Source organism: Streptomyces aurantiaciflavus (assembly GCF_049808595.1).
In the GTDB taxonomy this organism is placed as follows: Bacteria; Actinomycetota; Actinomycetes; order Streptomycetales; family Streptomycetaceae; genus Streptomyces.
Map to the genome: position 1 here is coordinate 1 of NZ_JBNCAQ010000052.1, position 25,884 is coordinate 25,884.

Here is a 25,884-nt window from a genome sequence, read left to right on the forward strand (position 1 = left end):
GGGGCCCCCCGCCTCCGCCCCCGAACCCCACCCCACCGCCGACCAGGCCAGCAAGGACGCCATGAGCAACGCGACGACCGACAGCCCCGCCCACTCCGCGAGCACCGCCAGCACGCTCATCACCAACATCGCCGCCCTGGTCACCAACGACCCCTCCCTCGGACGGAAGTCCCCCCGTTCGAGCAAATTCGAGAACGGGGGAGGATCCCCCCTCGGACTGATCCAGGACGCGGCTGTCGTCATCGACGGCGACCGCGTCGCGTGGACCGGTGAATCAAGCAAAGCACCCGCCACTGACAATCGGGTCGACGCCGGTGGCCGGGCGGTCGTCCCGGGCTTCGTCGACTCCCACTCCCACCTGGTCTTCGCGGGCGACCGGACGCAGGAGTTCAACGCCCGGATGTCGGGGCGGCCGTACAGCGCGGGCGGCATCCGTACGACCGTCGCCGCCACCCGCGCCGCCACCGACGACGACCTCGAACGCAACCTCACCCGCTACCTCACCGAGGCCCTCCGCCAGGGCACCACCACCCTCGAGACGAAGTCCGGCTACGGCCTCACGGTCGCCGACGAGTCCCGCGCCCTGCGGATCGCCGCCGCCCACACCGACGAGGTCACCTACCTCGGCGCCCACATCGTCCCCCCGGACCACGCCGACGACCCGGCCGCCTACGTCGCCCTGGTCACCGGTGAGATGCTCGACGCCTGCGCCCCGCACGCCCGCTGGATCGACGTCTTCTGCGAGGAGGGCGCCTTCGACGGCGACCAGGCCCGCGCGATCCTCACCGCAGGCCAGGCCAGGGGCCTGCGTCCCCGCGTCCACGCCAACCAGCTCTCCTACGGCCCCGGCGTGCGGCTGGCGGTCGAACTGGACGCCGCCAGCGCCGACCACTGCACCCACCTGACGGACGCGGACGTGGACGCGCTCGCGAACGGCAACACGGTCGCCACGCTCCTGCCCGGCGCCGAGTTCTCCACCCGCGCCGAGTGGCCGGACGCCCGTCGTCTCCTCGACGCGGGCGTCACCGTCGCCCTGTCCACGGACTGCAACCCGGGCTCGTCGTTCACCTCGTCCGTGCCGTTCTGCATCGCGCTCGCCGTCCGGGACATGCGCATGACCCCCGACGAGGCCGTCTGGTCGGCCACGGCGGGCGGCGCGGCAGCCCTGCGCCGCACCGACATCGGCCGCCTCACCCCCGGCGCGTACGCCGACCTGGCCTTCCTGGACGCCCCGAGCCACGTCCACCTGGCCTACCGGCCGGGGGTGCCGCTGGTCTCGCAGGTGTGGCGCCGGGGCGTACGGGTCGTCTGAGCACCCCGCGGCCGGGCCTCGCCCTTCCGCGTGAGCCCCCGGGCCGGGTCATCCCGTCCGCGCCCGTGCCGTCGTCGAAGCCCCCGGCGACCTCCGAGGTCGCCTCCCTCACCGGGCGCCCGGTTGCTGACGTACTGGTCAGTCCGCGGTGACGTGATCCTGGTCCGGAAGGGGCCTCGTGGGCGGGTTTCCGGACCGCTGAAGTGCGGTCGGGGAGCACGTCCGCGCCCGGATGAGGAGAGGACGTCACTCATCCGGGCGCGGGCCGCACTGGTCTCCGGGCGGAGGCGTGGCCGGAGGTGTGCCTACTCCTCCAGCGTCAGGCCCTTGCGCAGCCGTACCAGGGTGCGGGAGAGCAGGCGCGAGACGTGCATCTGGGAGATGCCGAGTTCCTCGCCGATCTCCGACTGGGTCATGCCGGCGACGAAGCGCAGGGAGAGGATCTGCCGGTCGCGGGGCGGGAGCTCGGCGATCAGCGGCTTCAACGACTCGACGTACTCGATGCCTTCGAGCCCGTGGTCCTCGTAGCCGATGCGGTCGGCGAGGGCGCCCTCGGAGTCGTCCTCCTCAGGCTGGGCGTCCAGCGAGGAGGCGGTGTACGCGTTCGAGGCGGCCATGCCCTCGACGACCTCGTCGTTGGAGATGCCGAGACGTTCCGCCAACTCGGCCACGGTGGGGGCGCGGTCGAGCTTCTGGGCCAGTTCGTCACCGGCCTTGGCCAGGTCGAGCCGCAGTTCCTGCAGCCGGCGCGGGACGCGCACGGACCATGACGTGTCGCGGAAGAAGCGCTTGATCTCGCCGACGATGGTTGGCATCGCGAAGGTGGGGAACTCCACACCCCGGCTGAGCTCGAATCGGTCGATCGCCTTGATGAGGCCGATCGTCCCGACCTGGATGATGTCCTCCATGGGCTCGCTGCGGGAGCGGAAGCGGGAGGCGGCGAACTTGACCAGCGCCAGGTTCAGTTCGACGAGGGTGTTGCGCACGTACGAGTACTCGTACGTGCCTTCCTCCAGCGACTCCAGCCGCTCGAAGAGGGTCTTGGAAAGGGCCCGCGCGTCGACGGGTCCGACCTCGTCGTACGGGGGGATCTCAGGAAGTCCGGCGAGTGCGTCGGCGGGCTCGCCGCCCTGCGCGAGGGGATTCAGTTCTTCCGGAGGGGGTGTCGACGTCTCCCTGTGGGTATGCGGTGCGTCGAGCCGGGATGACATGATGTCCTCCATCGTTCTCGGCATATGGCTGCCGAAGCCAGTGCGTGCACTACGGTGTGCGGCGCCTCCAAAGCCGGCCGTGTCGGTTACGTGTTCCTCTAGCCCTACCCGCTTTACTCAGCGGATCGCAAGTGCGTTTTGTTGAGTTATGTCCGTTTGTGGGTGATTGTTCGGCTGTTGGAGTGCGTATCGAAGGCGTAGTGTTCGAGGGCGTCAGCAAGCAGTCACGACCTCGGGAGAGACACGGCATGGACCACGGGACGGTCGGCAGCGCACAGTCTGGCCGGCTTCTGGTGGAGGTGCGGGAAGAGGGCTCCAGCGCCGTCGTGACCCCGGCCGGTGAGTTGGATCACCACACGGCCGATCTGTTGCGTGAGCCACTCGAGGACTGCCTCGCCAAAGGACTGAACAGACTCGTCGTCGACTGCTCCCGGCTGGAGTTCTGCGACTCGACCGGGCTCAACGTCCTGCTCGGCGCCCGCCTGAAGGCGGAGGCGGCCGGGGGCGGGGTGCACCTGGCGGGCATGCTGCCCGTGGTGGCACGGGTCTTCGAGATCACCGGCGCGGACGCCGTCTTCACCGTGCACGACACGGTCGAAGCGGCCCTCGCCGACGGGGACGGCTGACCCCGCGCACGGCCCGCGGCCCGCACCGGGAGCCCCGGCCGACACCGCCCGAGCGGCCGGTCCCACGCGTCACGGCTGCGCCGGACGGGCGGCGGGTGCCCAGGACAGGTCACATACGGGCGAATGAGGGGTGTTCCGCCGGTTCCGTCGGGCAGGAGAACAACCTGAACATGTCGGTGGCACAGCACGTTGAGGAGGGGGCGGGATGAGCGGACCGACCGTGCGACGGCCGGGAACCGTGTGTACTGGATCCTGTACTCCCGCAGTCTTCCGCACTCTTGAAATCTCGAATCGTGAATCATGAACTGGTGAATCGGTGAGGTGAAGCGCTGATGAGCACCACCCGGCCTTACTCGCCGGGCGACCGCGGCCCGGAGCCCAGCGGCGCTTCCGGGGCGTCGGCGGGTCGTCAGGTCCGCAGGCTGAGCTTCGACGGCGAGAGCGGGGTCGTTCCGCTCGCCCGCGACTTCGCCCGCCAGGCGCTGTACGCGTGGGGCTGGCTGCCCGCCGCCACAGCCGACCAGCGGGCCGCCGCCGAGGACGTGCTGCTCGTCGTCTCCGAACTGGTCACCAACGCCTGCCTGCACGCCGAGGGTCCCGATCAGCTCCTCCTCGGCTGCGACAACAAGGTCATCCGCGTCGAGGTCACCGACCGCGGCACCGGTCAGCCGGCCCCCCGCACCCCCCACCGCGCGGGCCGCCCCGGCGGCCACGGCATGTTCATCGTGCAGCGGCTCTGCCTCGACTGGGGCGTCGTACGGACGCCGGGCGTCTCCGGCAAGACGGTATGGGCGGAGCTGGGCGCTCCGGCGTAACGCGGGAATCGTTTCTGCCGGACCTTTCCGGCGACATCGGATCCCACCTGTCTCTGCCGAAACCGGATCCGACCGATCTCTGCCGAAACCGGATCCGACCCGTCCCCGCCGAAACCGGGACCGACCTGGCCGATGCGGCTTCCCGCCTCGCGAGCACCCACGTCTGCCGTCCCGGTCGGTGGCCGGATCCGCCACCCGCCAACCCGCTCCTCTGAATGCCCTCCGCTCCGCGGCGCCGGGACGTCCTGCGCCCGCCGCGCCCGGGCAGCCGTTCCCGGCCGGTGGCCGGATCCGCCACCCGCCAACCCGCTCCTCCGAACGATGCCCTCCGCTCCGCGGCTCCCGGACGTCCTCCGCCCGCGGCGCCCGGACACCCCCGTCGCCGACTGCCGAGCACCGGCGCACCCCACGCCGCTCCCCTGCGCCCGGGCGCCCCCGTCGCCGGGCCGCCGAGCACCGGCGTCCTCCACGCCGCCCCCCTCCCGCGCCCGCCGGATCGTCACAACTCCGGCGTGCCCCTCCCCTTCCTTCCTCACGGCCCCGGGCGTACCTTGACGGCCCGATCTGATACGCCGTCAGGAACTGGCGCAAGCGACCTGCAGGAATGAGGGGACCGTGTCGTACCGGAAGCGAACCGCCGCGCTGGCGACTGCCGCGGCCCTGGCCGGCCCGGTGGTGTGGATGGCCGCCCCCGCGGCCCGCGCCGAGGTCGTCGACGTCAGTTACGCCTGCCAGACGCCCATCGGCAACAAGAGCGCCGTCTCGCCCATCGACATCAAGAGCGTCGAGAGCGGCGGCGGCTACAGGATCACCATGTCCTGGCAGAAGGGCGTCTCCTCCAGCCCGGTCGAGCTCGGCAAGGGCGCGATGAACCCGAGCGCCACCATCAAGCTGGGCGGCGCCGACAGCGGCACCCTCACGGTCAGGGGGCCCGCCAACCAGGAGGCCGTCCCGGCCGACACCCCCATCAAGATCAACGACCTGAGCGGCACGTACACCCCGAGGAAGACCGGCAAGGTCACCTTCACGCCGGGCGTGCTCACCATCAAGGCGCTCGGTACGACCACCACCTGCACCCCCACCAAGGACCCCGGCCCGTCGCTCACCCTCGACGTGACGGCCAAGGGCGGCGGCGGAACGCAGAACGACGGCGGCTCGGGCGGTGAGCTTCCGCAGACCGGCCCGGAGGACTCCGCGATCGCCCTCGCCACCCTCGGCGGCACGGTCCTCCTCGCGGGCGCTGCCGGCGCCCTGTGGCTGACCCGGCGCAACCAGACGCGCTGACCGCCACCTCCGTCCGGCCCGCCCGTCGCCCGACCGACCACCACCCCGCCACGAGGCGCTTCGCGCCGCCCCGGCCCAACGGAGCCGCCGATGCCGTACGCCGCCGTCTGTGCCCTGTTGCTGACCCTGCCGCTCGTGCCGGCCGCCGAGCCCGCCGCCGACGGCTGGTCCGCCACGCCCTCCGGCGGCGGACGGCCGTCCTTCTACGCGGAGGGCGCGCCCGGCGCGGTGCTCCAGGACACGCTCTCCGTGACCAACCCGGGCACCCGTCCGCTCACCGTCCGGCTGTACGGCACGAACCTCCCGGTCACCCTCGCCCGGACCGCCCTGCGCGTCCCCGCCCGCACCCGCGCCGAGGTCCCCTTCACCCTCACCGTCCCGCCGGACGCGCCCCCCGGCGACCGCTCCGGCGCCCTCGTCGTCCGGGACACGGGCGGCCGCCGGGCGACCGTACGGCTGCTGCTGCGGGTCGGCGGGCCCGAGTTGCCCGCGCTGACCGTCGAGCACGTGACCGTGCACGCCGACCGCATCACGTACGAGCTGGTCAACCGCGGCACCACCGCCCTCGTCCCGCGTCTCGCCGTGCACGCCGACGGCGTCCTGGGAGCCGTCCTCGACCGCGCCCCGCGCACCCTGCCCGTCCGCCTGCCCCCGGGCCGGCGCCTGCGCCTGGACGAACCCTGGCCCGACCGCCCGGCCCTGGACGCGGTCACCGTCCGTCTGACGGTGACCGCGTCCGGCGGCGCGCACGCCACCGGCCGGGCGTCGGCGCGGTTCGTGCCGTGGGACGCGGCGGCGGGAACGGCGGCCGGCGCGCTGCTGATCGCCGCCGCCCCCGTCGCCGTCCGCCGTCGTCGGCGCCGTACCGCCGGACTCGCGTGCGCGAAGGGGGAGCCGGCGTGAGCGGGAAGGTGCGGATCGCGGCGCTGGCGGCGGTGCTGGCGCTGTTCCTGCTGCCCTGGCCGGGGGTGGCCTCGGCGGCCGACACCCCGGCCGTGAAGCTGTCCACGTCACAGGCGGGGGCCGGTGGCTCGATCACCGTCAGCGGCAGCGGCTGGCGGCCGCGCACGCTGCTGATGCTGCTGATCTGCGGGCAGGCCACGCCGTCGAGGGGGATCGTCGGCGGCACCAACACCTGCGCCAACGCGGACGGCCGGGCCGTGACCACCGACGCCGACGGCCGTTTCAGCCGGGCGCTGCCGGTGGCCGAGCCGCCGGTGCCGTGCCCCTGCGTGGTGCATGTGGCCACCGCGACCGGGGCGAAGGCACAGGCCGACACGGCCTTCCAGGTGGCCGGGCATCCCGTCGAACCGCTGCCCGCCGAGGCGTCCGGCGGACGCCTGTCGGTGCTCACCGACACTCGGCTGGAGGGCGACGACGGGCTGCTCACCTGGTTCGGCGCCCCGCCCGCCCGCACGCTGGTCTTCACCGTCGGCAACGTCGGCACCGCGCCCGTGCGGGACCCCGTCTTCCACGTCGGCACCGCCCACGGCGTGTTCGCCCCGCAGTGGGACGAACGGCAGTGGCGCGGCACGATCGACCCCGGCAGGAAGGCCCGCGTCGAACTGCCCGTCGAACTCGGCGGCGGCGCCCACGGCGACTACACCGTCTCCGTCAAGTACGGCGGGAAGGTTCTCGCCGAACAGCCGTGGGGCGTCGCCCGCCCCTGGGGCGTGACCCTGTTCTGGATCCTGCTCTGCCTCGTCGTGCCGGCGGCGGTGTTCCGCGTCGGGATGGCGGTGGTGGACCGGGTACGGCCACGCCCGGCGGGAGGCCACCGAGGAGGTCCGCGTCCGTCCGCCGGCCGCCCCCGCATCACCCGGCGCAAGGACGCTCCCGACCGGGCGGCGCCCGCACCGGACTCGACCCTGCCGTGGTTCACCCCGGACTCCGGTCCGGGCACGGCGGGCCGGCTCTCCGCACCGCACGACGACCGTCCGACCAGTCCCACGACTTCGACCAGGAAGGGATCCACGTGAGCGAGAGCGAGAGAGCCGCACCGCCCGGTACCGGACGGCGGAAGAGAGCTGCCGCGGCCGGCGCCGCCGTCCTGCTCACCGGGGCCGCCGCCCTGCTGGGCGTGACCGCCGGGCAGGCCCAGGCCGCCGAGGTGTCCTACGCCACCAAGTGCGTCCCGCCCTCGGGCATCGGCCTGCCCGACGTCAACGGGACCACCAAGGTCGAGATCACCGCGCCGGCCACGGCGAAGGTCGGCGACACCGTCGACGTGGTCTGGAAGTTCACGCAGGCCGCCTCGAAGAACCCCGACATCATCGACCTGCCCGCGAACTCGGTGCAGCCGTCCGGCACGCTCAAGGCGGCCGGCGCGCAGACCGCGGCCATCGCGATGCAGGGTCCGCGCGAGAACCCGCCGATCCCCAAGGGCGGCGCGATGACGCTGTCCGACATGAAGGGCACCCTGAAGCTGACGGCGGAGGGGCAGGTGACACTGACGCCGGACGCGTACGTCGTCAACGCCCTCTCCACGGACACCAGGTGCGCGCCGACGGAGCCGGTGCAGCCCGCGGCGACCATCACGGTGACGGCGGGGGGCGGCAACTCGAGTTCGTCGTCCCCGTCCTCGTCCACCTCCCCCTCCTCGTCCGTCTCCCCCTCATCGAGCCCGTCGTCCGACCCGTCGAACTCCGCCTCGCCGAGCCAGTCCTCGTCGCCGAGCGCTTCGAGCTCGCCCAGCGCCTCCGCGAGCGAGACCGGCGGCAGCGGCCAGACCGACTTCACCGGCAAGGTCGTGAACATCCCCTACACCTGCAAGTCGCCCATCGGGCAGCAGAAGGCGACCTCGCCGATCCAGATCAACGCGAAGAAGAACGGCGGGAGCTACGACCTCACCGTGCAGTTCAAGAAGTCGGTGATGAACAGCCCGATCAACATCCCGGCGAACTCGGTGAAGCCGACCATGCTGGTCCTGCTCGGCGGCGCGGACAAGGGTTCGGTGAAGGTGGAGGGCCCCACGAACTCGGCGCTGATCAAGCAGGGCGACCCGATCGAGATCCCCGACCTGACCGGCACCTACAAACCCGGCGCGACCGGAGTGACCACCCTCTCCCCGGGCGGCCTGACCATCGACGCCCTCGGCACGAAGACGTCGTGCGTCCCGGACAGCACGTCCGTCTCGCTCACCCTGGACACCACGGAACAGGCGAGCGGCGCGTCCGGCGGCGACGCGTCGTCCTCGGGCGGGAGTACGTCGACCAGCGGCGGCCTCGCCGAAACGGGCGCCGCGGACCACGGGACGCTGAAGGCGCTGGGCCTGGTGGCAGGCACGGCGGTCCTCCTGGGTGGTGCGGTGTTCACCTTCATGCCAGGACGAAGGACGCGGTAGCGGACCCCGGGGGGCGCGGGGCTGCACCTGAGTACGGCGCCCTGTGAGAGCCGCCGAAGACCGAGAGCCCCCGAAAACCGACGGAGGCCGCCGCAGCCCACGCGGGTGCGGCGGCCTCCGTCGGTTCAGCCGGGCCGGCAGGTTCTAGCGAACGCTGCCCATCAGCTCCTTGACCTTGTTCCGGTACATCCACACCGCCACACCGGCGACGACCGCGAGGGTGGCCTCCAGGGCCACGACGCCCGTCTTGTTCAGGTCGACGCCGGCGATGGAGAGCAGTCCGGTCGTCGCGTCACCGGCGGTGACGGCGAGGAACCAGACGCCCATCATCTGGGAGGCGTACTTGGCGGGCGCCATCTTCGTGGTGACGGACAGGCCGACGGGGGAGAGCAGCAGCTCGCCGACGGTCTGGACGAAGTAGATCGCCACCAGCCACATCGCGGCCGCCTTGTGACCGCCCTCGGCGATCGACAGCGGGGCGAGGAAGAGGAAGAAGGACGCGCCGACCAGGACCAGACCCGAAGCGAACTTCACGATCGTGCTCGGCTCCTTGTCGCGCCGGTTCAGCGCGAGCCAGAACCAGGCGAAGACCGGGGCCAGGGCCATGATCAGGACCGGGTTGACCGACTGGTACCAGGAGACCGGGAAGTCCCAGCCGAACACGCTGTTCTCGGCCGAGGAGTCGGCGAAGATCGACAGGGTCGAGCCGCCCTGGTCGTAGATCATCCAGAAGACGGCCGCGGCGACGAAGAACCAGATGTACGCGGACATCGACTTCTGCTCGGACGGGTCGAGCTCCCTGTCACGCTTGATGCGGACCAGCACCAGGGTCGGGATGATCACGCCGAGCAGGGTCAGCGGAACCAGGATCCAGTTCAGGGTGTAGTGGCCGGAGATGCCCACGGCGGCGTAGGCGACGACGGCGAGACCCGCCCAGATCGCGGCCTTGCGCAGCGTCGAGGTCTTCTCCTCGGCGGACAGCGGCTTCGGCACGACGCTGGAGCGCTCGGCCAGGTGGCGGCTGCCGATCAGGAACTGGGCGAGGCCCAGCGCCATGCCGAGCGCGGCCAGCGCGAAGCCCACGTGCCAGTTGACGTTCTCCCCTATGGTGCCGATGACCAGCGGCGCGGCGAAGGCGCCGAGGTTGATGCCCATGTAGAAGACGGTGAAGCCGCCGTCCCGGCGCGGGTCGTCCGGGCCGTCGTAGAGATGGCCGACCATTGTGGAGATGTTGGCCTTCAGCAGACCCGAGCCGATGGCGACCAGCCCGAGTCCGGCGTAGAAGGTGCCGGAGGACGGCAGGGCCAGCGTGAGGTGGCCGAGCATGATCACCGCACCGGCGACGGCGACGGTCTTGCGCGGACCCCAGACGCGGTCGCCGAACCAGCCGCCCGGCATGGCGAGCAGATACACCAGCGACACGTACACGGAGTAGATCGCCGTCGCGGTGCCGGCGCTCAGGTGCAGACCGCCCGGAGCGACGAGGTACAGCGGGAGGAGAGCCCTCATGCCGTAGTAGGAGAACCGCTCCCACATCTCGGTCATGAAGAGAGTGGCCAGTCCCCGGGGGTGGCCGAAGAAGGTCTTCCCGGAGCCGGGGGTGCCCGGCAGGGCCGAGTCCTTCGTCAGGCTGGACGCCATGGTCGTTCCTTGCTGGTCGGGACGCTTGAGTGGAGCGTTGTGCGCCCGGTTGGGGAGGCCGGCACCGGCGGGATCGGCCCGTCCACCCACGCCCGGGGGGAGTCCGCTCCGGGTCTCGGAAGCGGCGGACGGCGACCACCGGGATCCACGCCCCTCGACGGTGGGGGGCCCGGCCACAGGTCATTCCTTTCGAAGGCCGGCGGAAGCCGGCCCGCACACAAAAGAGACCTTCAGCGTCAAGTCGAGCGCCAAAGGTCCCCGCGGTGCTACAGGCGTTGTTTCACCATACGGCAGGACAGTGCCGGAAATGGAAGGACTTGAGACGCGAATCACAGGTGATCAAGGAACCGCATGCCGGGTTTCCAAGGTCCATACCATCATGGCATCCCTGGACCGCAGGTCCGTACCAAGATCGGCCGATCGGGGGGAGGGGGCGCTGTCCGGGATGTCCCTCGGTAAGAAACCGGGGTCCGCATCACACCTCTGGCCGAGCCCCGTGCGGACTACCATCGGCTCATGACCCGTGTACTGCTCGCCGAGGACGACGCGTCCATCTCGGAGCCGCTGGCCCGTGCCCTGCGCCGGGAAGGGTACGAGGTCGAGGTACGTGAGGACGGACCGTCCGCGCTCGACGCAGGAATGCAGGGCGGCGTCGACCTGGTCGTGCTGGACCTCGGCCTGCCCGGCATGGACGGCCTGGAGGTGGCCCGCCGGCTGCGCGCCGAGGGCCACGCCGTGCCCATCCTGATCCTGACCGCGCGCGCCGACGAGGTGGACACCGTCGTCGGCCTGGACGCGGGCGCCGACGACTACGTCACCAAGCCCTTCCGTCTCGCCGAGCTGCTCGCCCGCGTCCGGGCTCTGCTGCGGCGCGGCTCCGCCGAACCCCAGCAGCCGCCCGCCACCCACGGCGTACGCATCGACGTCGAGTCGCACCGGGCGTGGATGGGCGACGAGGAGCTCCAGCTCACGGCCAAGGAGTTCGACCTGCTGCGGGTCCTCGTGCGGGACGCGGGGCGGGTCGTCACGCGGGACCAGCTGATGCGCGAGGTGTGGGACACGACCTGGTGGTCGTCGACCAAGACGCTGGACATGCACATCTCCTGGCTGCGGAAGAAGCTGGGCGACGACGCGGCGAACCCGCGGTACATCGCGACGGTCCGGGGAGTCGGGTTCCGCTTCGAGAAGAGCTGAATCCTGGAAGCGGCGGCGAATTCGCGTCGCCGCCGCGGGATTCGCCCCAAGGCCGGGCCGGGTCCGGGATCCGGGGTCCTTGTCCGGGTCCCTTGTCCGGGTTCGGATACGGCACCGGGTGCGGGCCCGGAGGCGCGGTCGGACGCCGGGGGGTCGGGGCCGGTCCCGCGCGCCGACGCCGGAAGGCGAAGCCGCACACCGACACAGCCGCCCAGCCCCCATGAGGGATGCGCCCCCCGAGGTACTCGCCCCGAGGGACGCGGCCCTGCCGGAGGGGGCACCTTGGTCACCGTTCATGTCGCTGCCCGGAGAGGCCCGTGCGTCGCCGTCTGATCCAGTCCACCCTCGCGGTCGTCCTCGTCGTCATCGCGGTCTTCGGCGTGTCCCTCGTCATCGTCGAGACGCGCACGATCAGCAACAGTGCGCAGGAACGCGTCGAGCTGGAGGCGGCGCGGCTGGCCAGCATCGTGGACAGCCGCCTCCTGGGAGCGGGGACCGTCGACGCGGAGGTCCTGCGCGACCAGGTCACGCACGACCGCTACGCCGTGATCCGCATCCCCGGCCAGCCCAGCATCGAGGTCGGCAGCCGGCCCGAGGGCGATGTGATCCGGGGTGACGCCCAGGGCGAGGAAGGGGAGACGGTCGTCATCGAGGAGCCGCGCTCCTCCGTGACCCGGGAGGTCGGCCGGACCCTGCTGATCATCGGGCTGGTGGCGCTGCTCGCGGTGATCGCCGCGGTCCTGCTCGCCATCCGCCAGGCGAACCGGCTCGCCTCGCCGCTCACCGACCTCGCCGAGACCGCGGAGCGCCTCGGCTCGGGCGACCCCCGCCCCCGTCACAAGCGCTACGGCGTCCCCGAGCTGGACCGGGTCGCCGACGTCCTCGACTCCTCCGCCGAACGCATCGCCCGCATGCTGACGGCGGAGCGCCGGCTCGCGGCCGACGCCTCCCACCAGCTGCGCACCCCGCTCACGGCCCTCTCCATGCGCCTGGAGGAGATCACCCTCACCGACGACCCGGACACCGTGAAGGAGGAGGCCACCATCGCGCTCACCCAGGTGGAACGCCTCACGGACGTGGTCGAACGCCTGCTCACGAACTCCCGCGACCCCCGTACCGGCTCCGCCGTCAGCTTCGACCTCGACGAGGTCATCCAGCAGCAGCTCGCCGAGTGGCGGCCCGCCTACCGCAGCGCCGGCCGCGCCATCGTCAGCTCCGGCAAACGCCACCTCCAGGCGGTGGGCACGCCGGGCGCGGTCGCCCAGGTGCTGGCCGCGCTGATCGAGAACTCCTTGATGCACGGCGGCGGCACGGTCGCCCTGCGCACCCGTGTCACCGGCAACCAGGCCGTCATCGAGGTCACCGACGAGGGTCCCGGTGTCCCCGCCGACCTGGGCGCCCGCATCTTCGAGCGCACGATCAGCGGCCGCAACTCCACGGGCATCGGCCTCGCCGTCGCCCGGGACCTGGCGGAAGCCGACGGCGGCCGCCTGGAGATGCTCCAGGCCCAGCCCCCGGTGTTCGGCATGTTCCTGTCCCGCACGACCCCGGAGGACAGGCCGGACGAACCGGACGAGCCCACGGTCAGATAACCACGCCCACACCGTCCCCGCCCCCACCCAGCCCGGGTGCCCCCCAGACGGGCTTGTGGGGTTGAAGGGGCGGAGCCCCTGGGGGTCGGGAAGGGTAGGGGCGGAGGGGGCGAGGAGACCCCGCCTCAGCTGACCCGCTGCCTCGCCTTGGCCCGCCGCGACTCAGCCGCCAGCATCGACTCGGCCCCCGCCACAGCCTCCCGCACGGGAATCGCCCGGAACACCCACGTCCGGTACGACCAGAACCGGAACAACGTCGCGACCCCGATCCCGAGGAACTTGAACACGTTGCTCTGCAGCTGACTGTCCCACCCGAAGCCGTACGTCGCCAGGAACAGCAACCCGTTCTCGATGACCAGCCCCACCGCGCTGAACAGCAGGAACAGCGTCATCTCCCGCGTCCGCCCACTCTTGTCCCGGTCGCGGTACGCGAAGTACCGGAACCCGACGTAGTTGAACGCGATCGCGACGACCGTCGCGATGACACTGGCCCGCACCACCTGCAGATCGGTGACGTGCCGCACGAGGTTGAACACGCCCAGGTTGACCAGAAGCCCCGCACCGCCCACGGCGCCGAACTTGGCGAGCTCGTGGACGAGTCTGCGCAGCCGCCCTTGCCCCGAGGAACCATGTCCCATGGTCGTACAGGCCCCCGTCCGGGTGTCGGTTTCGTCAACCCAGCCATGCTAACCACCCCACCTACAGGTTTCCTGTGGTGGGACTCACGGGTCGCGAACCAGCCGGAAAGAAGCCCGGAAGAGATGGGTAAGAGGCGGGAAAGGTCCGCGTGAGAGACGTGGGAATCCGGCCGTCCGGCGTGGCCGATACCCTAGGGGCGTGACGTTCCCGGTAGTCGGCATGGTCGGCGGGGGCCAGCTCGCTCGTATGACACACGAGGCGGGCATCCCGTTGGGCATCAGGTTCAAGCTCCTCAGTGACACTCCCCAGGATTCCGCGGCCCAGGTGGTGAGCGACGTCGTCATCGGCGACTATCGCGACCTGGAGACGCTGCGCGCCTTCGCGCGGGGCTGCGACGTGATCACCTTCGATCACGAGCACGTCCCCACCGAGCACCTCCGCGCCCTGGAGGCGGACGGCATCCCCGTGCGCCCCGGCCCGGACGCGCTCGTGCACGCCCAGGACAAGGGCGTGATGCGCGCGAAGCTGGACGCGATCGGCATCCCGTGCCCCCGGCACAGGATCGTGAGCGACCCGCAGGACGTGGCGGCGTTCGCGGCGGAAGGCCTTCCCGACGGCGGCGAAGGCGCCGAGGGCGACGGCTTCCCGGTCGTCCTCAAGACCGTCCGCGGCGGCTACGACGGCAAGGGCGTCTGGGTCGTCGACAACGTCGAGGAGGCCGCCGAGCCCTTCCGCGCCGGCGTCCCCGTCCTCGCCGAGGAGAAGGTCGACTACGTCCGCGAGCTCGCCGCCAACGTCGTACGGTCCCCGCACGGCCAGGCCGTCGCGTACCCGGTGGTGGAGTCGCAGCAGGTCAACGGCGTCTGCGACACGGTCATCGCCCCCGCCCCCGGCCTCGACGAGAACCTCGCGCTCAAGGCCGAGGAGCTCGCCCTGACGATCGCCAAGGAACTGGACGTCGTCGGCCACCTCGCCGTGGAGCTGTTCCAGACCCGCGACGGCCGCATCCTCGTCAACGAGCTCGCGATGCGCCCGCACAACTCCGGCCACTGGTCCATGGACGGCGCGATCACCTCCCAGTTCGCCAACCACGTCCGCGCCGTCCTCGACCTCCCCCTCGGCGACCCGCGCCCGCGCGCCAGGTGGACGGTCATGGTCAACGTCCTCGGCGGCGACTTCCCCGACATGTACTCCGCGTACCTGCACTGCATGGCCCGCGACCCCCAGCTGAAGATCCACATGTACGGCAAGGACGTGAAGCCCGGCCGCAAGGTGGGCCACGTCAACACCTACGGCGACGACCTGGACGACGTCCTCGAACGCGCACGTCACGCAGCCGGTTACCTGAGAGGCACGATCACCGAATGAGCCCTGTTGTTGGCATCGTCATGGGTTCGGACAGCGACTGGCCCGTCATGGAGGCCGCCGCCAAGGCCCTCGACGAGTTCGAGATCGACTACGAGGTCGACGTCGTCTCCGCGCACCGCATGCCGCGCGAGATGGTCGCCTACGGCGAGCAGGCCGCCGACCGCGGGCTGAAGGTGATCATCGCGGGCGCCGGCGGCGCCGCCCACCTGCCGGGCATGCTCGCCTCGGTGACCCCCCTGCCCGTCATCGGCGTCCCGGTCCCGCTGAAGTACCTCGACGGCATGGACAGCCTGCTGTCGATCGTGCAGATGCCGGCCGGCGTCCCCGTCGCCACGGTCTCCGTCGGCGGTGCCCGCAACGCGGGCCTGCTCGCCGCCCGCATCCTGGCCGCCCACGACGAGGACCTCCTGGCCCGCATGCGGGACTTCCAGCAGGACCTCAACGACCAGGCCACCGAGAAGGGCAAGCGGCTGCGCGCCAAGGTCGAGGGATCCGGCAACGGCTTCGGCTTCGGGAAGTGACGCCGATGACCTCGCTGGAGGAGGCCCACGAGCTGCTGCGCGAGTTCCCGGTCGTCGACGGGCACAACGACCTGCCCTGGGCACTGCGCGAGCAGGTCCGCTACGACCTCGACGCCCGGGACATCGCCACCGACCAGCACACCCACCTGCACACCGACATCCCCCGCCTGCGCGCGGGCGGGGTCGGCGCGCAGTACTGGTCGGTGTACGTACGCGCGGACCTGCCCGACGCGGTCCCGGCGACCCTGGAGCAGATCGACTGCGTACGCCGGCTCGTCGCCCGCCACCCGCAGGCGCTCCGGGGCGCCCTGACCGCCGCCGACATGGAGGCGGCGCGGGCGGAGGGCCGTATCGCCTCCCTCATGGGCGCCGAGGGCGGTCACTCCATCGCCAACTCCCTGGGCACCCTGCGCGGCCTGTACGCGCTCGGCGTGCGGTACATGACGCTCACCCACAACGACAACGTGGACTGGGCCGACTCGGCGACCGACGAGCCGAAGGCCGGCGGGCTGACGGCCTTCGGCCGTGAGGTCGTGCGCGAGATGAACCGCCTGGGCATGCTGGTGGACCTCTCCCACGTGGCGGCGACCACCATGCGGGACGCCCTGGACGCCACCTCCGCCCCGGTGATCTTCTCCCACTCCTCCTCCCGCGCCGTCTGCGACCACCCGCGCAACATCCCCGACGACGTCCTGGAGCGGCTGCCCGCCAACGGCGGCGTCGCGATGGTGACCTTCGTGCCGAAGTTCGTCCTCCAGGCCGCCGTCGACTGGACGGCCGCGGCCGGCGAGAACCTGCGCGCCCACGGTTTCCACGACCTGGACACGACCCCCGAGGCGATGAAGGTCCACCGCGCGTTCGAGGAACAGCACCCCCGCCCGACCGCCACCGTCGCCACGGTCGCCGACCACCTCGACCACATGCGCGAGGTCGCCGGAATCGACCACCTCGGCATCGGCGGCGACTACGACGGCACGGCCTTCACCCCCGAGGGCCTGAACGACGTCTCCGGCTACCCGAACCTCATCGCCGAACTCCTCGACCGGGGCTGGTCGAAGCCCGACCTCGCCAAGCTGACCTGGCAGAACGCGGTACGGGTCCTGGGCGCGGCGGAGGACGTGGCACGGGACCTGCAGGCGACCCGGGGGCCGTCCGACGCGACGATCGCCGCGCTGGACGGCTGAAGGCCCCGGCCGCACGCCCCTGGAAGCCAGGGCGTGTTTCGAAAGTCCCGTCTGCCCGGCGACGCCTGGCACGCACGCTCGCCACGTTGTCGGGATCGCCCCGATACAACCAGTATCGGGGCGACCCTCCGCCTTGCGATCGCACGCACCAGACGCCGCCAGGCCTGCCCTTCGGGCAGACGACGCTACTTTCGAAACACGCCCTAGGGCTGCTCGATCCGGCACAGGCAGAACGGATGCCCCGCCGGATCGGCGTACACCATGAAGTCCTTCTTCTCCCGGTCCTCCAGGTCCAGCGGGTGTGCCCCCAGCGTCAGCGCCCGCTCGTGGGCCGCGTCGACCTCCTCCCAGGTCGCGCCCGCGTCGAAGTCGAGGTGGAACTGCTGGGAGTTGCGGTCGGCGCGCGGCCACTCGGGCGGGGTGAAGCCGTCCGCCCGCTGGAAGGCGAGCCGGGTCCCGCCGGGGACCCGCAGGACGACCCAGTCGTCGTCCTCCTCGTCGGCCTCGGGCGTCCCGCCCACGAGGGCCGCGTAGAAGGCGGCCAGCTCCTGCGGATCGGGGCAGTCGAGCACGACGGAACGCAGACGGACGACGGGTGCCATGCGGGGCCTCCTCGCTCGGGCCGGCGTCCGGCGGACGCGGCGCACACGGAGGAGACGAGTGCCCCGCCGCGAGGCCGCCGTAACCCGGGGGGAGTTCGGACCGCACACGCCGCGCGGGTACGGCAGAATGCACCCAGACGCCGGTTCGGCCGACTGAGCCTCGGCCGAACCGGCGTCGCCCCGGTGCCCGTCAGGCGGTCGGGCGGCCCATCGCCCGGTACGTCCAGCCGGCCTGCCGCCACAGCAGGGGGTCCAGCGCGTTGCGCCCGTCGAGGATCACCCGGGCCGCCGCGACCTCCCCGAGCTCCGCCGGGTCCAGCTCACGGAACTCCCGCCACTCGGTCAGATGCAGCACGACGTCCGCGCCCCGCACGGCCTCCACGGCCGAACGGGCGTAGCCCAGCGTCGGGAAGACCTTGCGGGCGTTGTCCATGCCCTTCGGGTCGTAGACGGTCACCTGGCCGCCCTGGAGGTGGATCTGCCCGGCGACGTTGAGGGCGGGCGAGTCCCGTACGTCGTCCGAGTCCGGCTTGAAGGTCGCGCCGAGCACGGCGACCCGCTTGCCGAGGAAGGGACCGCCGCCGAGGGCCTCCCGGGCCAGCTCCACCATCTGCCCGCGCTGCCGCATGTTGATCGAGTCGATCTCCCGCAGGAAGGTCAGGGCCTGGTCGGCGCCCAGCTCACCGGCGCGCGCCATGAACGCCCGGATGTCCTTGGGCAGACAGCCACCGCCGAAGCCGATACCGGCCCGCAGGAACTTCTTCCCGATGCGGTCGTCGTAGCCGATGGCCTCGGCGAGCTTGGCGACATCCCCGCCCGCGGCCTCGCACACCTCGGCCATGGCGTTGATGAACGAGATCTTCGTGGCGAGGAAGGAGTTCGCGGACGTCTTCACCAGCTCCGCGGTCGGGAAGTCGGTGACGACGAACGGCGACCCCTCGCCGATCGGGCCGGCGTACACCTCCCGCAGCAGCTTCTCGGCCCGCTCGCTGCGCACACCGACGACGATCCGGTCGGGGTGCAGCGTGTCCTGGACGGCGAAGCCCTCACGCAGGAACTCCGGGTTCCAGGCCAGCTCGGCGTCCTCGCCCACCGGCGCCAGCGCGGCGATCGTGCGGGCGAGCCGGTCGGCGGAGCCCACCGGCACGGTCGACTTGCCGACGACCAGGGCGGGCCCGTACAGATGCGGCGCGAGGGAGGCGATCGCGGACTCGACGTACGACATGTCGCAGGCGTACTCGCCGTGCTTCTGCGGGGTGTTCACGCAGACGAAGTGGACGTCGCCGAAGGCGCCGACCTCCGCCCAGTCCTGGGTGAAGCGCAGTCGCCCGGTGGAGCCCTCGAACCCGGCGACGTGACGGCGCAGCAGTTCCTGCAGACCCGGCTCGTACATCGGGGTCTCGCCCCGCTCCAGCATCTCGATCTTCTCGCGGACGACGTCGAGGGCGAGGACCTCGAAGCCCAGTTCGGCCATGGCCGCGGCGTGTGTGGCGCCGAGATAACCGGTTCCGATCACGGTGATCTTGAGGGCCATGAAAGTGCTCCTGGGCTGGACGTGGATCGGGTGCGCTGCCCGAGCATAGTAAGGAGAGGCGTACCGACGCCCCACGCCGGGCAGGTCTCCGGTGGTATTCCCCCTGTCGCCAAGCTCACGTATCACTCGCGTGGGCGGACCCCTAAAATTTGAGTTACTTAACGGTAATTAGCGAGATCGCCCCCAGTGTTTTGGAGCGTGAGAGACCTTGGCCGGATCGGCTGACTTCGACCTGTACCGCCCGTCCGAGGAGCACGACATGCTCCGCGACGCCGTCCGTTCGATGGCCGAGGCGAAGATCGCGCCGTTTGCCGCCGCGGTGGACGAGGAGGCCCGCTTCCCGCAGGAGGCCCTCGACGCGCTGGTCGCCAACGATCTGCACGCGGTGCACGTGCCCGAGTCGTACGGCGGCGCGGGCGCCGACGCGCTCGCCACGGTCATCGTGATCGAGGAGGTGGCCCGCGTCTGCGTGTCGTCCTCCCTGATCCCCGCCGTGAACAAGCTGGGCTCCCTCCCGGTGATCCTCTCCGGCTCCGAGGACCTGAAGAAGAAGTACCTGGCGCCGCTCGCCAAGGGCGACGCGATGTTCTCGTACTGCCTCTCCGAGCCGGAGGCGGGCTCCGACGCGGCCGGCATGAAGACGAAGGCGGTCCGCGACGGCGACCACTACGTCCTCAACGGCGTGAAGCGCTGGATCACCAACGCGGGCGTCTCCGAGTACTACACGGTGATGGCCGTGACGGACCCCGAGAAGCGCTCCAAGGGCATCTCGGCCTTCGTCGTCGAGAAGTCCGACCCGGGCGTCTCCTTCGGCGCGCCGGAGAAGAAGCTCGGCATCAAGGGCTCCCCGACCCGCGAGGTCTACTTCGACGACGTCCGCATCCCCGCCGACCGCATGATCGGCGCGGAGGGCACCGGCTTCGCCACGGCGATGAAGACCCTCGACCACACCCGCATCACCATCGCCGCCCAGGCGCTGGGTGTCGCCCAGGGCGCCTTCGACTACGCCAGGAACTACGTCCAGGAGCGCAAGCAGTTCGGCAAGCCGATCGCCGACTTTCAGGGCATCCAGTTCATGCTGGCCGACATGGCCATGAAGATCGAGGCCGCCCGCCAGCTGACCTACGCCGCCGCCGCCAAGTCCGAGCGCGGCGACAGCGACCTCACCTTCCAGGGCGCGGCCGCCAAGTGCTTCGCCTCGGACGTGGCCATGGAGGTCACCACCGACGCGGTCCAGCTCCTCGGCGGCTACGGCTACACCCGCGACTACCCGGTCGAGCGCATGATGCGCGACGCCAAGATCACGCAGATTTATGAGGGCACCAACCAGGTCCAGCGGATCGTGATGGCGCGGAACCTGCCGTAACGGATCATCGGGCCGCGTCGGCGACGCGAGCGCTCGTGTCCTGTGGCGACGACGGCCTCCGGCTCGTGCCGGGGGCCGTTGTGCTGTCCTCCAATGGCGCGGGGCGGTCGGGAGGCGTACGACGGAAGGGGCAGTCCGGGCCCGTCCGGGTCCCGCCCCTGTCTCCCCAGGAGGAGCCATGACCCAGCCCGCAGGCATGACCGCGATGAGCAAGGAGATGCAGGACTGCGTCGAGGCGTGCATGACCTGCCACAACGTGTGCGAGGAGACCATGAGCGCCTGTATGCAGATGGGTGGCCAGGCCCAGATGCAGATCATGCGCGCGCTCATGGACTGCTCCGAGACGACCCGTATGTGCGCGGACATGATGATGCGCCGCTCGCCCTTGTCCGCCGAGATGTGCGCGATGTGCGCCAGGGCGTGCGACATGTGCGCCGAGGCGTGTATGGCCATGCCGGACGACGCCCAGATGATGCGCTGCGCCGAGTCCTGTCGTCGCTGCGCCGAGATGTGCCGCGCGATGGCGGGCGCCTCGATGTGACCGCCGCCTGAACGCGTACAAGGGCACCCCCGCGGGTGCCCTTGTCCCTGTGTTCCCGGGTGCGGCAGGCTGGGCGGCATGATCGACACGGGAGCGACGGAGGCCTTCGACGCCGCCGAGCGACGGATGTGGGCCGGCCGGGCGGACGCGTACGCGGCGAGCTTCGCGCGCCTGTGCGCCCACCCGGTCGAGGCGCTCCTGGACGCGGCGGGGGTCTCGGCCGGCGGGTATGTCCTCGACGTCGGGACCGGCACCGGTACGGCGGCCCTGGCGGCCGGGCAGCGGGGCGCGCGGGTGGTGGCCGTGGACGCCGACGCCGGGATGGTGGCGGCGGCCCGGGAGCGGGGCATCGACGCGCGGCCGGCCGTACTGCCGGAACTGCCCTTCCCCGACGGGGAGTTCGATGCCGTCGCCGGGAACTTCGTGATCAACCACGTGGGCCGGCCGCGTGCCGCGCTCGCCGAGCTGAGGCGGGTACTGCGGCCCGGCGGGCGGCTCGCGCTCACCCTGTGGGGCGCCCGGCGCGGCGCCGGGCAGGACCTGCTGGGACGGGCCTGCGAGGCGGCCGGTGCCGTGCCCCCGCCGCACCTGCCCCGGCTGGACCCCGCCGAGGACTTCACGCGGACCCCGGACGGGTTCGGGCAGCTGCTGAGCGAGGCCGGCTTCGAGGCCACGGATGTCGTCGAGCTCGCCTGGGACCACCGGGCCGGTGTCGACGAGTGGTGGGGCGGCGCGGCCGGCGGGATCGCCACGATCGGGCTCGTCGTGACCTCCCAGACACCGGCGACGCGTGCGCGGATCCGGCGGGAGTACGAGCGGCTGAGCGCCGGGTTCAGCGACGGCGACGGGCGGCTGGCACTGCCGCACGTCGCCCTGCTGGCCTCCGGGAGGGCGTAGACGTCCTCCCGGACCGGGCCTCCCGGCTCAGGCGAACAGCGGCTCCAGCGCCCGCTCCAGGTCGGCCGCCTCGCGGAAGTGCACGGCGGTCATGCCCAGCGCCGCGGCCGCCTCGACGTTCTCCAGGGTGTCGTCCACGAACAGGCACCGCCCGGGCCGTACGCCCGCCCGTTCCGCGCCGAGTGCGAGGATGCGCGGGTCGGGCTTGGCGAGGCCGACACGGGCGCTGTTGACGACGTGGTCGGCGAGTTCGGCCAGGCCCAGGGCGTCGAGGTCCCGCTCCAGACCGAGCGTGGCGTTGGAGACGAGGACCAGAGGCACCCGGACGCGGGCCCGGCGCAGCAGGGTCACCACGGCCTCGTCGGCGTGGAAGGGGGACTCCAGCAGGGCGGTGCCGAGCGCCCAGCCGGTCTCCTCGTCCACGAGCCCGGCCAGCCCGCGGGCGATGGACTCCACCCACTCCTGCTCGGTGATCCGGCCCAGCAGCAGTGGATCGACGGCCTCGGGGGCGAAGGCCACCTTCTTGGTGGTGCCCTCCGCCAGCCCCGCGGTGCGTTCCAGCGCCTCCAGGTGCGTGGAGTCGAAGTTCCGTATCACGTTGTCGACGTCGCACAGGACCGCGTCGAACGGCCGTCCGGTGCCGGGCAGGTCGGTCACCCGGACACCGTGACCTTCTCGTCGTTCTTCAGCTGGCTCACCAGCTGCTTCACCTTCGCCTTGTCCCAGACGAGGTTGCCGCCGGTGGAGCCGGAGATCGGCATGTTCATGGACTTGCCGTCGCCGCTGTTGACGCCCTTCATCGCGAAGAACATGGAGCCCAGGTCGTACAGGCCCATGTCCTTGTCGACGATCAGGGAGTCCAGGCCGGCGCCCATGGTCGGGTAGAGCTTGAACGGGTTGAGGATCGTGCCCGGCGTGGCGACCTGGTGGGCCAGGGCCGCGAGGAACTTCTGCTGGTTCTTCGTACGGTCCAGGTCGGAGCCCGCGAGCGCGTACCGGGTGCGGACGAACGCGAGGGCCTCCTCGCCGTTCAGCGTCTGCTTGCCCTTCTTGAAGTTCGCGCCGGACTTGGTGTCCTTGATGTCCTGCGGGATGTCCATCTCGACGCCGCCGACCGCGTCCACGATGTTGGCGAAGCCGGCGAAGCCGATCTCCACGTAGTGGTCGATGCGCAGCCCGGTGTTGTACTCGACCGTGCGGACGAGCAGCTCGGGGCCGTCCTCCGCGTACGCCGCGTTCAGCTTCACGTGCCGGCCGGTGCCCTTGTACGTCTTGCCGGACTCGGAGCCGACGAACGTGGGTATCTCCACGTCCGAGTCGCGGGGCAGCGAGATCAGCGTGTCGCCGTTGGAGCCGGTGTGCAGGATCATCATCGAGTCCGTGCGCTTGCCCTCGGCGGAGCCGGTGTGGAGCTTCTTCTTCTCCTCGGCGGACATGCCGGCGCGGCTGTCGGAGCCGACGATGAGGTAGTTGGTGCCCTCGCCCTGCTCCGGCCGGTCGATGACCTTCGACAGGTCGACCTCGCGCTGCAGTTTGGAGTCGGCCCAGAAGTAGGTGGCGACGGTCGTCACGGCCAGCACGGTCACGACGGTGATCGCCGTCCACTTGATGCGGCGCCGCCAGTTCGGCGCGGGGCGCGGGGCGCGGGTGCCCTGGCCGCCCGGCCCGTCGGAGCCGCCGCCGTAGACCTGGCCCGTGTTGTAGCCGCTGTCGTACCCGGTATTGCGCGCGTTCGTGTAGTCGCCGCCGTATCCCTGGCCGTCGACGTACGACGGCTGCTGCGGGACGCCGGGGTTGTGCGGCGGGGCGGCCGGACCGCGGCGGACCTGCCGCATGACGCGCGCGCCTTCGGGCTGTGCGCTCGCGCTGCCGCTGCCGTACCGGGTGCCGCGGTTGTCGTCGGACCGTCCCTCGGGCCAATTGTTCATGCGCCCCAGTCTGCCGGTCAGGGCAGTGTCCCTTACAAGGGGCGTCGGAAAATCAGAGCGCCGCTGTTGCCAAGCTGACACAAAATCCCGGCTTGTCCCCCTCGGCATAAGGTGGAGGACATGACAGACCAGGTCACCGCAGCGGAGTCGGACATCCCCGGCAAGCCCACATCCGCGTCCCGCACCACCCTCAGCCACATCATGACCCACAACGACACCAACCTCCTGGGCACGGTGCACGGCGGGGTGATCATGAAGCTCGTCGACGACGCGGCGGGCGCCGTGGCCGGCCGGCACTCCGGCGGACCCGCCGTCACCGCCTCCATGGACGAGATGGCGTTCCTCGAGCCGGTCCGCGTCGGTGACCTCGTCCATGTGAAGGCCCAGGTCAACTGGACCGGCCGGACCTCGATGGAGGTCGGCGTACGCGTCCTCGCCGAGCGCTGGAACGAGTCCGCGCCGCCCACCCAGGTCGGCTCCGCCTACCTCGTCTTCGCCGCCGTCGACGCCGACGGCAAGCCGCGCCGGGTGCCGCCGGTCCTCCCCGAGACCGAGCGCGACAAGCGCCGCTACCAGGAGGCCCAGATCCGCCGCACCCACCGGCTGGCCCGCCGCCGCGCCATCATGGAGCTCCGGGAGCGCCGGTCAGCGGAGGGCTTCGACGACTGAACTTCGGCCGGCTGCTCCCCGCGCTGCCCGAAGACTGAGCAGGGTGAGCCCTCTCGACGGCGCAGCCCTGCTCGGCGGCCGGTCAGGAGCACCCCACCTCGTTGCCCCGCACCACTGCGAACTCCCCCCGTACCGGATCCTCCGCCCGCACCCGGCGCACCTGGCGGAAGTCCGAGCCGGCCGTCACCTTCAGCGTCGCCCCGAGGCCCGGCGCCGGTCGCAGCTCGCTGCCCGGGAGGGCCGCCGCGAGGGACTTCGCGGAGCGGTCCCAGCGGGGGTCGTAGGTGATGACCGTGCGCCGGACGGTGTCGACGGGGGCGGTGGCCGGGCGTCCGGTGGTGCGGAAGCCGGTGGCGGCCAGGGCCGCGTCGACCCGCTTGGCCAGACCCGGGGTGCGGGTGCCGTTCTCGACCTGGACGCGGATCCGCTGCGGGGGCACCTCGACGCGTACGACCGTGCTGCGCACCGGGGCGACGGTCGTGGCGAGGGGCTTGTCGTCGCGCAGGGACCGGAAGAGGCGCTCCGCCTTGACCGGATCCCACTTCAGGGTCGAGCCGATGCCCTTCACCACGTGTCCCATCTCACCGATGGGGACGGTCGTGAACTCCGAGGAGGAGGGGGAGAAGGTGCGCATCGCGCGGCCGAGGCTCAGGAGTTCGTCCGTGCCGAAGCCGCGGTCCGCGCGGACCGAGCCGAGCACCGCCCGCGCCACGTCACGGAACTTCAGCGGGTTCAGCAGGATGCCGGAGGAGGTCGCGTGGTCGATCAGGGACGCCAGGAAGCGCTGCTGGCGCTTCATCCGGCCGATGTCGGAGGAGGCGTCGGCGTGCCGGGAGCGGACGTACTGGAGGGCCTGGCCGCCCTTGAGGGTGTGGGTGCCCGGCGGGAGGTCCAGGCCGGTGTACGTGTCCTTGAGGGGCTTCGCCGTACAGATCTTCACACCGCCGAGGACGTCGACGGTCTTCATGAAGCTGGTGAAGTCGACCTCCAGGTAGTGGTCGATCTTCACACGGGTCATGTGCTCGACCGTCCGCACCGTCAGCTGCGGCCCGCCCTCCGCGTACGCCGCGTTGATCCTCACGGGGTGGCCGTGGTGCTCCCGGCCGGTGGTCCCGTCGGTGTGCGGGGGCGTCTCGGCGTAGGAGTCGCGCGGCAGGCTGACCACGCTCGCCCGCTCCCGGTCCTCCGAGATGTGCACGATCATCAGGGTGTCGGTGCAGTGGCAGGGGGCGCCGCCCAGGCGGTATCTGCGGCGCTCCTCCTCGGTGATCCGGTCGCGGCCGTCCGTGCCGACCAGCAGGACGTTCATGCCGTGCCCGGCCCGCGGGCGGTTCTTCATGTCCTTGAAGGGGTCGACGCGGGCGATGTCCGCGTCGAGGGTGCTGACCACCGAGTGTCCGATGCCGGCGGACGCCAGGACCACGACCGACAGGGTCATCACCGCCCGCACGGCCCAGCGGGGACGTTTCCTCCGTACGGGGCGCGCCGGCGGACGCCGTGGGCGGTGCTGGGGCCGGGAGGCGGGGGACCGGGGCGGGGTGGGGGGCAAAGCGGGTCACCTCCGGGCGACGGCCGTACGAGGGGGAGCCGTGAGCACCGTAGGCCCATACGATCTGT

The 25,884-nt window shown here is 71.6% G+C and carries 24 protein-coding genes; 16 read left to right on the forward strand and 8 right to left on the reverse strand.

Annotated elements, in window-relative coordinates:
- Nucleotides 1-1,312 (forward strand): imidazolonepropionase (gene hutI / locus ACPT94_RS39020; protein ID WP_425247962.1); only part of this gene is annotated, 1,312 nt, incomplete at its 5' end.
- A 305-nt stretch (nucleotides 1,313-1,617) separates the two neighbouring features.
- On the opposite strand, the gene ACPT94_RS39025 is transcribed toward hutI, so the two are convergent.
- The gene (locus tag ACPT94_RS39025) at nucleotides 1,618-2,535 is read right to left on the reverse strand and encodes an RNA polymerase sigma factor SigF (protein ID WP_360347433.1); all 918 of its coding nucleotides are present in this window, start codon (nucleotides 2,533-2,535) and stop codon (nucleotides 1,618-1,620) included.
- A gap of 236 nt (nucleotides 2,536-2,771) precedes the next feature.
- Between ACPT94_RS39025 and ACPT94_RS39030 the strand changes: the two genes are divergently transcribed.
- The 6 genes from ACPT94_RS39030 to ACPT94_RS39055 all read left to right on the forward strand — a co-directional run bounded on the left by ACPT94_RS39030 (nucleotide 2,772) and on the right by ACPT94_RS39055 (nucleotide 8,591).
- Nucleotides 2,772-3,149 carry an STAS domain-containing protein gene (locus ACPT94_RS39030; RefSeq protein WP_360347435.1) on the forward strand — a complete coding sequence of 126 codons (378 nt, stop codon included), beginning with the start codon at nucleotides 2,772-2,774 and terminating at the stop codon, nucleotides 3,147-3,149.
- A 332-nt stretch (nucleotides 3,150-3,481) separates the two neighbouring features.
- Complete coding sequence (locus tag ACPT94_RS39035; protein ID WP_360347437.1) at nucleotides 3,482-3,964, forward strand: ATP-binding protein; 483 nt, start codon at nucleotides 3,482-3,484, stop codon at nucleotides 3,962-3,964.
- A gap of 615 nt (nucleotides 3,965-4,579) precedes the next feature.
- Nucleotides 4,580-5,248 carry an LPXTG cell wall anchor domain-containing protein gene (locus ACPT94_RS39040; RefSeq protein ID WP_360347439.1) on the forward strand — a complete coding sequence of 223 codons (669 nt, stop codon included), beginning with the start codon at nucleotides 4,580-4,582 and terminating at the stop codon, nucleotides 5,246-5,248.
- 90 nt (nucleotides 5,249-5,338) lie between these two features.
- Entirely contained in the window at nucleotides 5,339-6,151 is an 813-nt protein-coding gene (locus ACPT94_RS39045) for a COG1470 family protein (protein ID WP_360347441.1), read from the forward strand.
- A complete protein-coding gene (locus ACPT94_RS39050; protein WP_425247963.1) occupies nucleotides 6,148-7,227 on the forward strand; it encodes a hypothetical protein in 1,080 nt (359 codons plus the stop codon). The genes ACPT94_RS39045 and ACPT94_RS39050 overlap by 4 nt, the downstream gene beginning before the upstream one ends.
- Nucleotides 7,228-7,298: 71 nt before the next feature.
- Nucleotides 7,299-8,591, forward strand: coding sequence for a hypothetical protein (locus ACPT94_RS39055; protein WP_360347528.1), 1,293 nt, complete (start codon nucleotides 7,299-7,301; stop codon nucleotides 8,589-8,591).
- Between the two features lie 144 nt (nucleotides 8,592-8,735).
- On the opposite strand, the gene ACPT94_RS39060 is transcribed toward ACPT94_RS39055, so the two are convergent.
- Nucleotides 8,736-10,232: an oligopeptide:H+ symporter gene (locus tag ACPT94_RS39060; protein ID WP_425247964.1), complete on the reverse strand. Its 1,497-nt coding sequence runs from the start codon at nucleotides 10,230-10,232 to the stop codon at nucleotides 8,736-8,738.
- Between the two features lie 516 nt (nucleotides 10,233-10,748).
- On the opposite strand from ACPT94_RS39060, the gene ACPT94_RS39065 reads away from it, so the two are divergent.
- Together ACPT94_RS39065 and ACPT94_RS39070 are read left to right on the forward strand one after the other, a co-directional pair.
- Nucleotides 10,749-11,426, forward strand: coding sequence for a response regulator transcription factor (locus tag ACPT94_RS39065; RefSeq protein ID WP_425247965.1), 678 nt, complete (start codon nucleotides 10,749-10,751; stop codon nucleotides 11,424-11,426).
- A 317-nt stretch (nucleotides 11,427-11,743) separates the two neighbouring features.
- Complete coding sequence (locus ACPT94_RS39070; RefSeq protein ID WP_360347447.1) at nucleotides 11,744-13,018, forward strand: ATP-binding protein; 1,275 nt, start codon at nucleotides 11,744-11,746, stop codon at nucleotides 13,016-13,018.
- Between the two features lie 125 nt (nucleotides 13,019-13,143).
- On the opposite strand, the gene ACPT94_RS39075 is transcribed toward ACPT94_RS39070, so the two are convergent.
- A complete protein-coding gene (locus ACPT94_RS39075) occupies nucleotides 13,144-13,656 on the reverse strand; it encodes a GtrA family protein (protein WP_360347449.1) in 513 nt (170 codons plus the stop codon).
- Nucleotides 13,657-13,855: 199 nt separating this feature from the next.
- On the opposite strand from ACPT94_RS39075, the gene ACPT94_RS39080 reads away from it, so the two are divergent.
- Genes ACPT94_RS39080 through ACPT94_RS39090 form a run of 3 tightly spaced genes read left to right on the forward strand, consistent with a single transcriptional unit; the run spans nucleotide 13,856 to nucleotide 16,730 of the window.
- Nucleotides 13,856-15,025: a 5-(carboxyamino)imidazole ribonucleotide synthase gene (locus ACPT94_RS39080; RefSeq protein WP_425247966.1), complete on the forward strand. Its 1,170-nt coding sequence runs from the start codon at nucleotides 13,856-13,858 to the stop codon at nucleotides 15,023-15,025.
- Nucleotides 15,022-15,546, forward strand: a complete 525-nt coding sequence (gene purE, locus ACPT94_RS39085) for a 5-(carboxyamino)imidazole ribonucleotide mutase (RefSeq protein WP_425247967.1) — start codon at nucleotides 15,022-15,024, stop codon at nucleotides 15,544-15,546. The genes ACPT94_RS39080 and purE overlap by 4 nt, the downstream gene beginning before the upstream one ends.
- A 5-nt stretch (nucleotides 15,547-15,551) precedes the next feature.
- A complete protein-coding gene (locus ACPT94_RS39090) occupies nucleotides 15,552-16,730 on the forward strand; it encodes a dipeptidase (RefSeq protein ID WP_360347455.1) in 1,179 nt (392 codons plus the stop codon).
- A gap of 203 nt (nucleotides 16,731-16,933) precedes the next feature.
- Here the strand turns inward: ACPT94_RS39090 and ACPT94_RS39095 are convergent, their stop codons facing one another.
- Both ACPT94_RS39095 and ACPT94_RS39100 read right to left on the reverse strand, forming a co-directional pair.
- The gene (locus ACPT94_RS39095; RefSeq protein ID WP_425247968.1) at nucleotides 16,934-17,332 is read right to left on the reverse strand and encodes a VOC family protein; all 399 of its coding nucleotides are present in this window, start codon (nucleotides 17,330-17,332) and stop codon (nucleotides 16,934-16,936) included.
- Nucleotides 17,333-17,522: 190 nt separating this feature from the next.
- Nucleotides 17,523-18,866, reverse strand: coding sequence for a UDP-glucose dehydrogenase family protein (locus ACPT94_RS39100; protein ID WP_360347459.1), 1,344 nt, complete (start codon nucleotides 18,864-18,866; stop codon nucleotides 17,523-17,525).
- Between the two features lie 208 nt (nucleotides 18,867-19,074).
- Here ACPT94_RS39100 and ACPT94_RS39105 point away from each other — a divergent pair, with 208 nt between their 5' ends.
- The 3 genes from ACPT94_RS39105 to ACPT94_RS39115 all read left to right on the forward strand — a co-directional run bounded on the left by ACPT94_RS39105 (nucleotide 19,075) and on the right by ACPT94_RS39115 (nucleotide 21,670).
- Nucleotides 19,075-20,232, forward strand: coding sequence for an acyl-CoA dehydrogenase (locus tag ACPT94_RS39105; RefSeq protein WP_360347461.1), 1,158 nt, complete (start codon nucleotides 19,075-19,077; stop codon nucleotides 20,230-20,232).
- Nucleotides 20,233-20,410: 178 nt separating this feature from the next.
- Nucleotides 20,411-20,773 carry a four-helix bundle copper-binding protein gene (locus ACPT94_RS39110; RefSeq protein ID WP_425247969.1) on the forward strand — a complete coding sequence of 121 codons (363 nt, stop codon included), beginning with the start codon at nucleotides 20,411-20,413 and terminating at the stop codon, nucleotides 20,771-20,773.
- Nucleotides 20,774-20,851: 78 nt separating this feature from the next.
- Entirely contained in the window at nucleotides 20,852-21,670 is an 819-nt protein-coding gene (locus ACPT94_RS39115) for a class I SAM-dependent methyltransferase (RefSeq protein ID WP_425247970.1), read from the forward strand.
- Nucleotides 21,671-21,697: 27 nt separating this feature from the next.
- Here the strand turns inward: ACPT94_RS39115 and ACPT94_RS39120 are convergent, their stop codons facing one another.
- Nucleotides 21,698-22,327 carry an HAD-IA family hydrolase gene (locus ACPT94_RS39120; RefSeq protein ID WP_360347467.1) on the reverse strand — a complete coding sequence of 210 codons (630 nt, stop codon included), beginning with the start codon at nucleotides 22,325-22,327 and terminating at the stop codon, nucleotides 21,698-21,700.
- On the reverse strand, nucleotides 22,324-23,598 hold the full coding sequence (locus ACPT94_RS39125; RefSeq protein WP_360347469.1) for an LCP family protein: 1,275 nt from the start codon (nucleotides 23,596-23,598) through the stop codon (nucleotides 22,324-22,326). Before ACPT94_RS39125 ends, ACPT94_RS39120 begins: the two co-directional genes overlap by 4 nt.
- 120 nt (nucleotides 23,599-23,718) lie before the next feature.
- On the opposite strand from ACPT94_RS39125, the gene ACPT94_RS39130 reads away from it, so the two are divergent.
- Entirely contained in the window at nucleotides 23,719-24,267 is a 549-nt protein-coding gene (locus ACPT94_RS39130) for an acyl-CoA thioesterase (RefSeq protein ID WP_360347471.1), read from the forward strand.
- 82 nt (nucleotides 24,268-24,349) lie between these two features.
- On the opposite strand, the gene ACPT94_RS39135 is transcribed toward ACPT94_RS39130, so the two are convergent.
- Nucleotides 24,350-25,816 carry an LCP family protein gene (locus ACPT94_RS39135; protein WP_489686606.1) on the reverse strand — a complete coding sequence of 489 codons (1,467 nt, stop codon included), beginning with the start codon at nucleotides 25,814-25,816 and terminating at the stop codon, nucleotides 24,350-24,352.
- Nucleotides 25,817-25,884 lie beyond the last annotated feature (68 nt).

Coding starts and splice junctions, on each gene's coding strand:
- ACPT94_RS39025 (WP_360347433.1), bottom strand. CDS start 2,535: ATGGAGGACATCATGTCATCCCGGCTCGACGCACCGCATACCCACAGG.
- ACPT94_RS39030 (WP_360347435.1), top strand. CDS start 2,772: ATGGACCACGGGACGGTCGGCAGCGCACAGTCTGGCCGGCTTCTGGTG.
- ACPT94_RS39035 (WP_360347437.1), top strand. CDS start 3,482: ATGAGCACCACCCGGCCTTACTCGCCGGGCGACCGCGGCCCGGAGCCC.
- ACPT94_RS39045 (WP_360347441.1), top strand. CDS start 5,339: ATGCCGTACGCCGCCGTCTGTGCCCTGTTGCTGACCCTGCCGCTCGTG.
- ACPT94_RS39060 (WP_425247964.1), bottom strand. CDS start 10,232: ATGGCGTCCAGCCTGACGAAGGACTCGGCCCTGCCGGGCACCCCCGGC.
- ACPT94_RS39065 (WP_425247965.1), top strand. CDS start 10,749: ATGACCCGTGTACTGCTCGCCGAGGACGACGCGTCCATCTCGGAGCCG.
- ACPT94_RS39075 (WP_360347449.1), bottom strand. CDS start 13,656: ATGGGACATGGTTCCTCGGGGCAAGGGCGGCTGCGCAGACTCGTCCAC.
- purE (WP_425247967.1), top strand. CDS start 15,022: ATGAGCCCTGTTGTTGGCATCGTCATGGGTTCGGACAGCGACTGGCCC.
- ACPT94_RS39090 (WP_360347455.1), top strand. CDS start 15,552: ATGACCTCGCTGGAGGAGGCCCACGAGCTGCTGCGCGAGTTCCCGGTC.
- ACPT94_RS39095 (WP_425247968.1), bottom strand. CDS start 17,332: ATGGCACCCGTCGTCCGTCTGCGTTCCGTCGTGCTCGACTGCCCCGAT.
- ACPT94_RS39100 (WP_360347459.1), bottom strand. CDS start 18,866: ATGGCCCTCAAGATCACCGTGATCGGAACCGGTTATCTCGGCGCCACA.
- ACPT94_RS39110 (WP_425247969.1), top strand. CDS start 20,411: ATGACCCAGCCCGCAGGCATGACCGCGATGAGCAAGGAGATGCAGGAC.
- ACPT94_RS39115 (WP_425247970.1), top strand. CDS start 20,852: ATGATCGACACGGGAGCGACGGAGGCCTTCGACGCCGCCGAGCGACGG.
- ACPT94_RS39125 (WP_360347469.1), bottom strand. CDS start 23,598: ATGAACAATTGGCCCGAGGGACGGTCCGACGACAACCGCGGCACCCGG.
- ACPT94_RS39130 (WP_360347471.1), top strand. CDS start 23,719: ATGACAGACCAGGTCACCGCAGCGGAGTCGGACATCCCCGGCAAGCCC.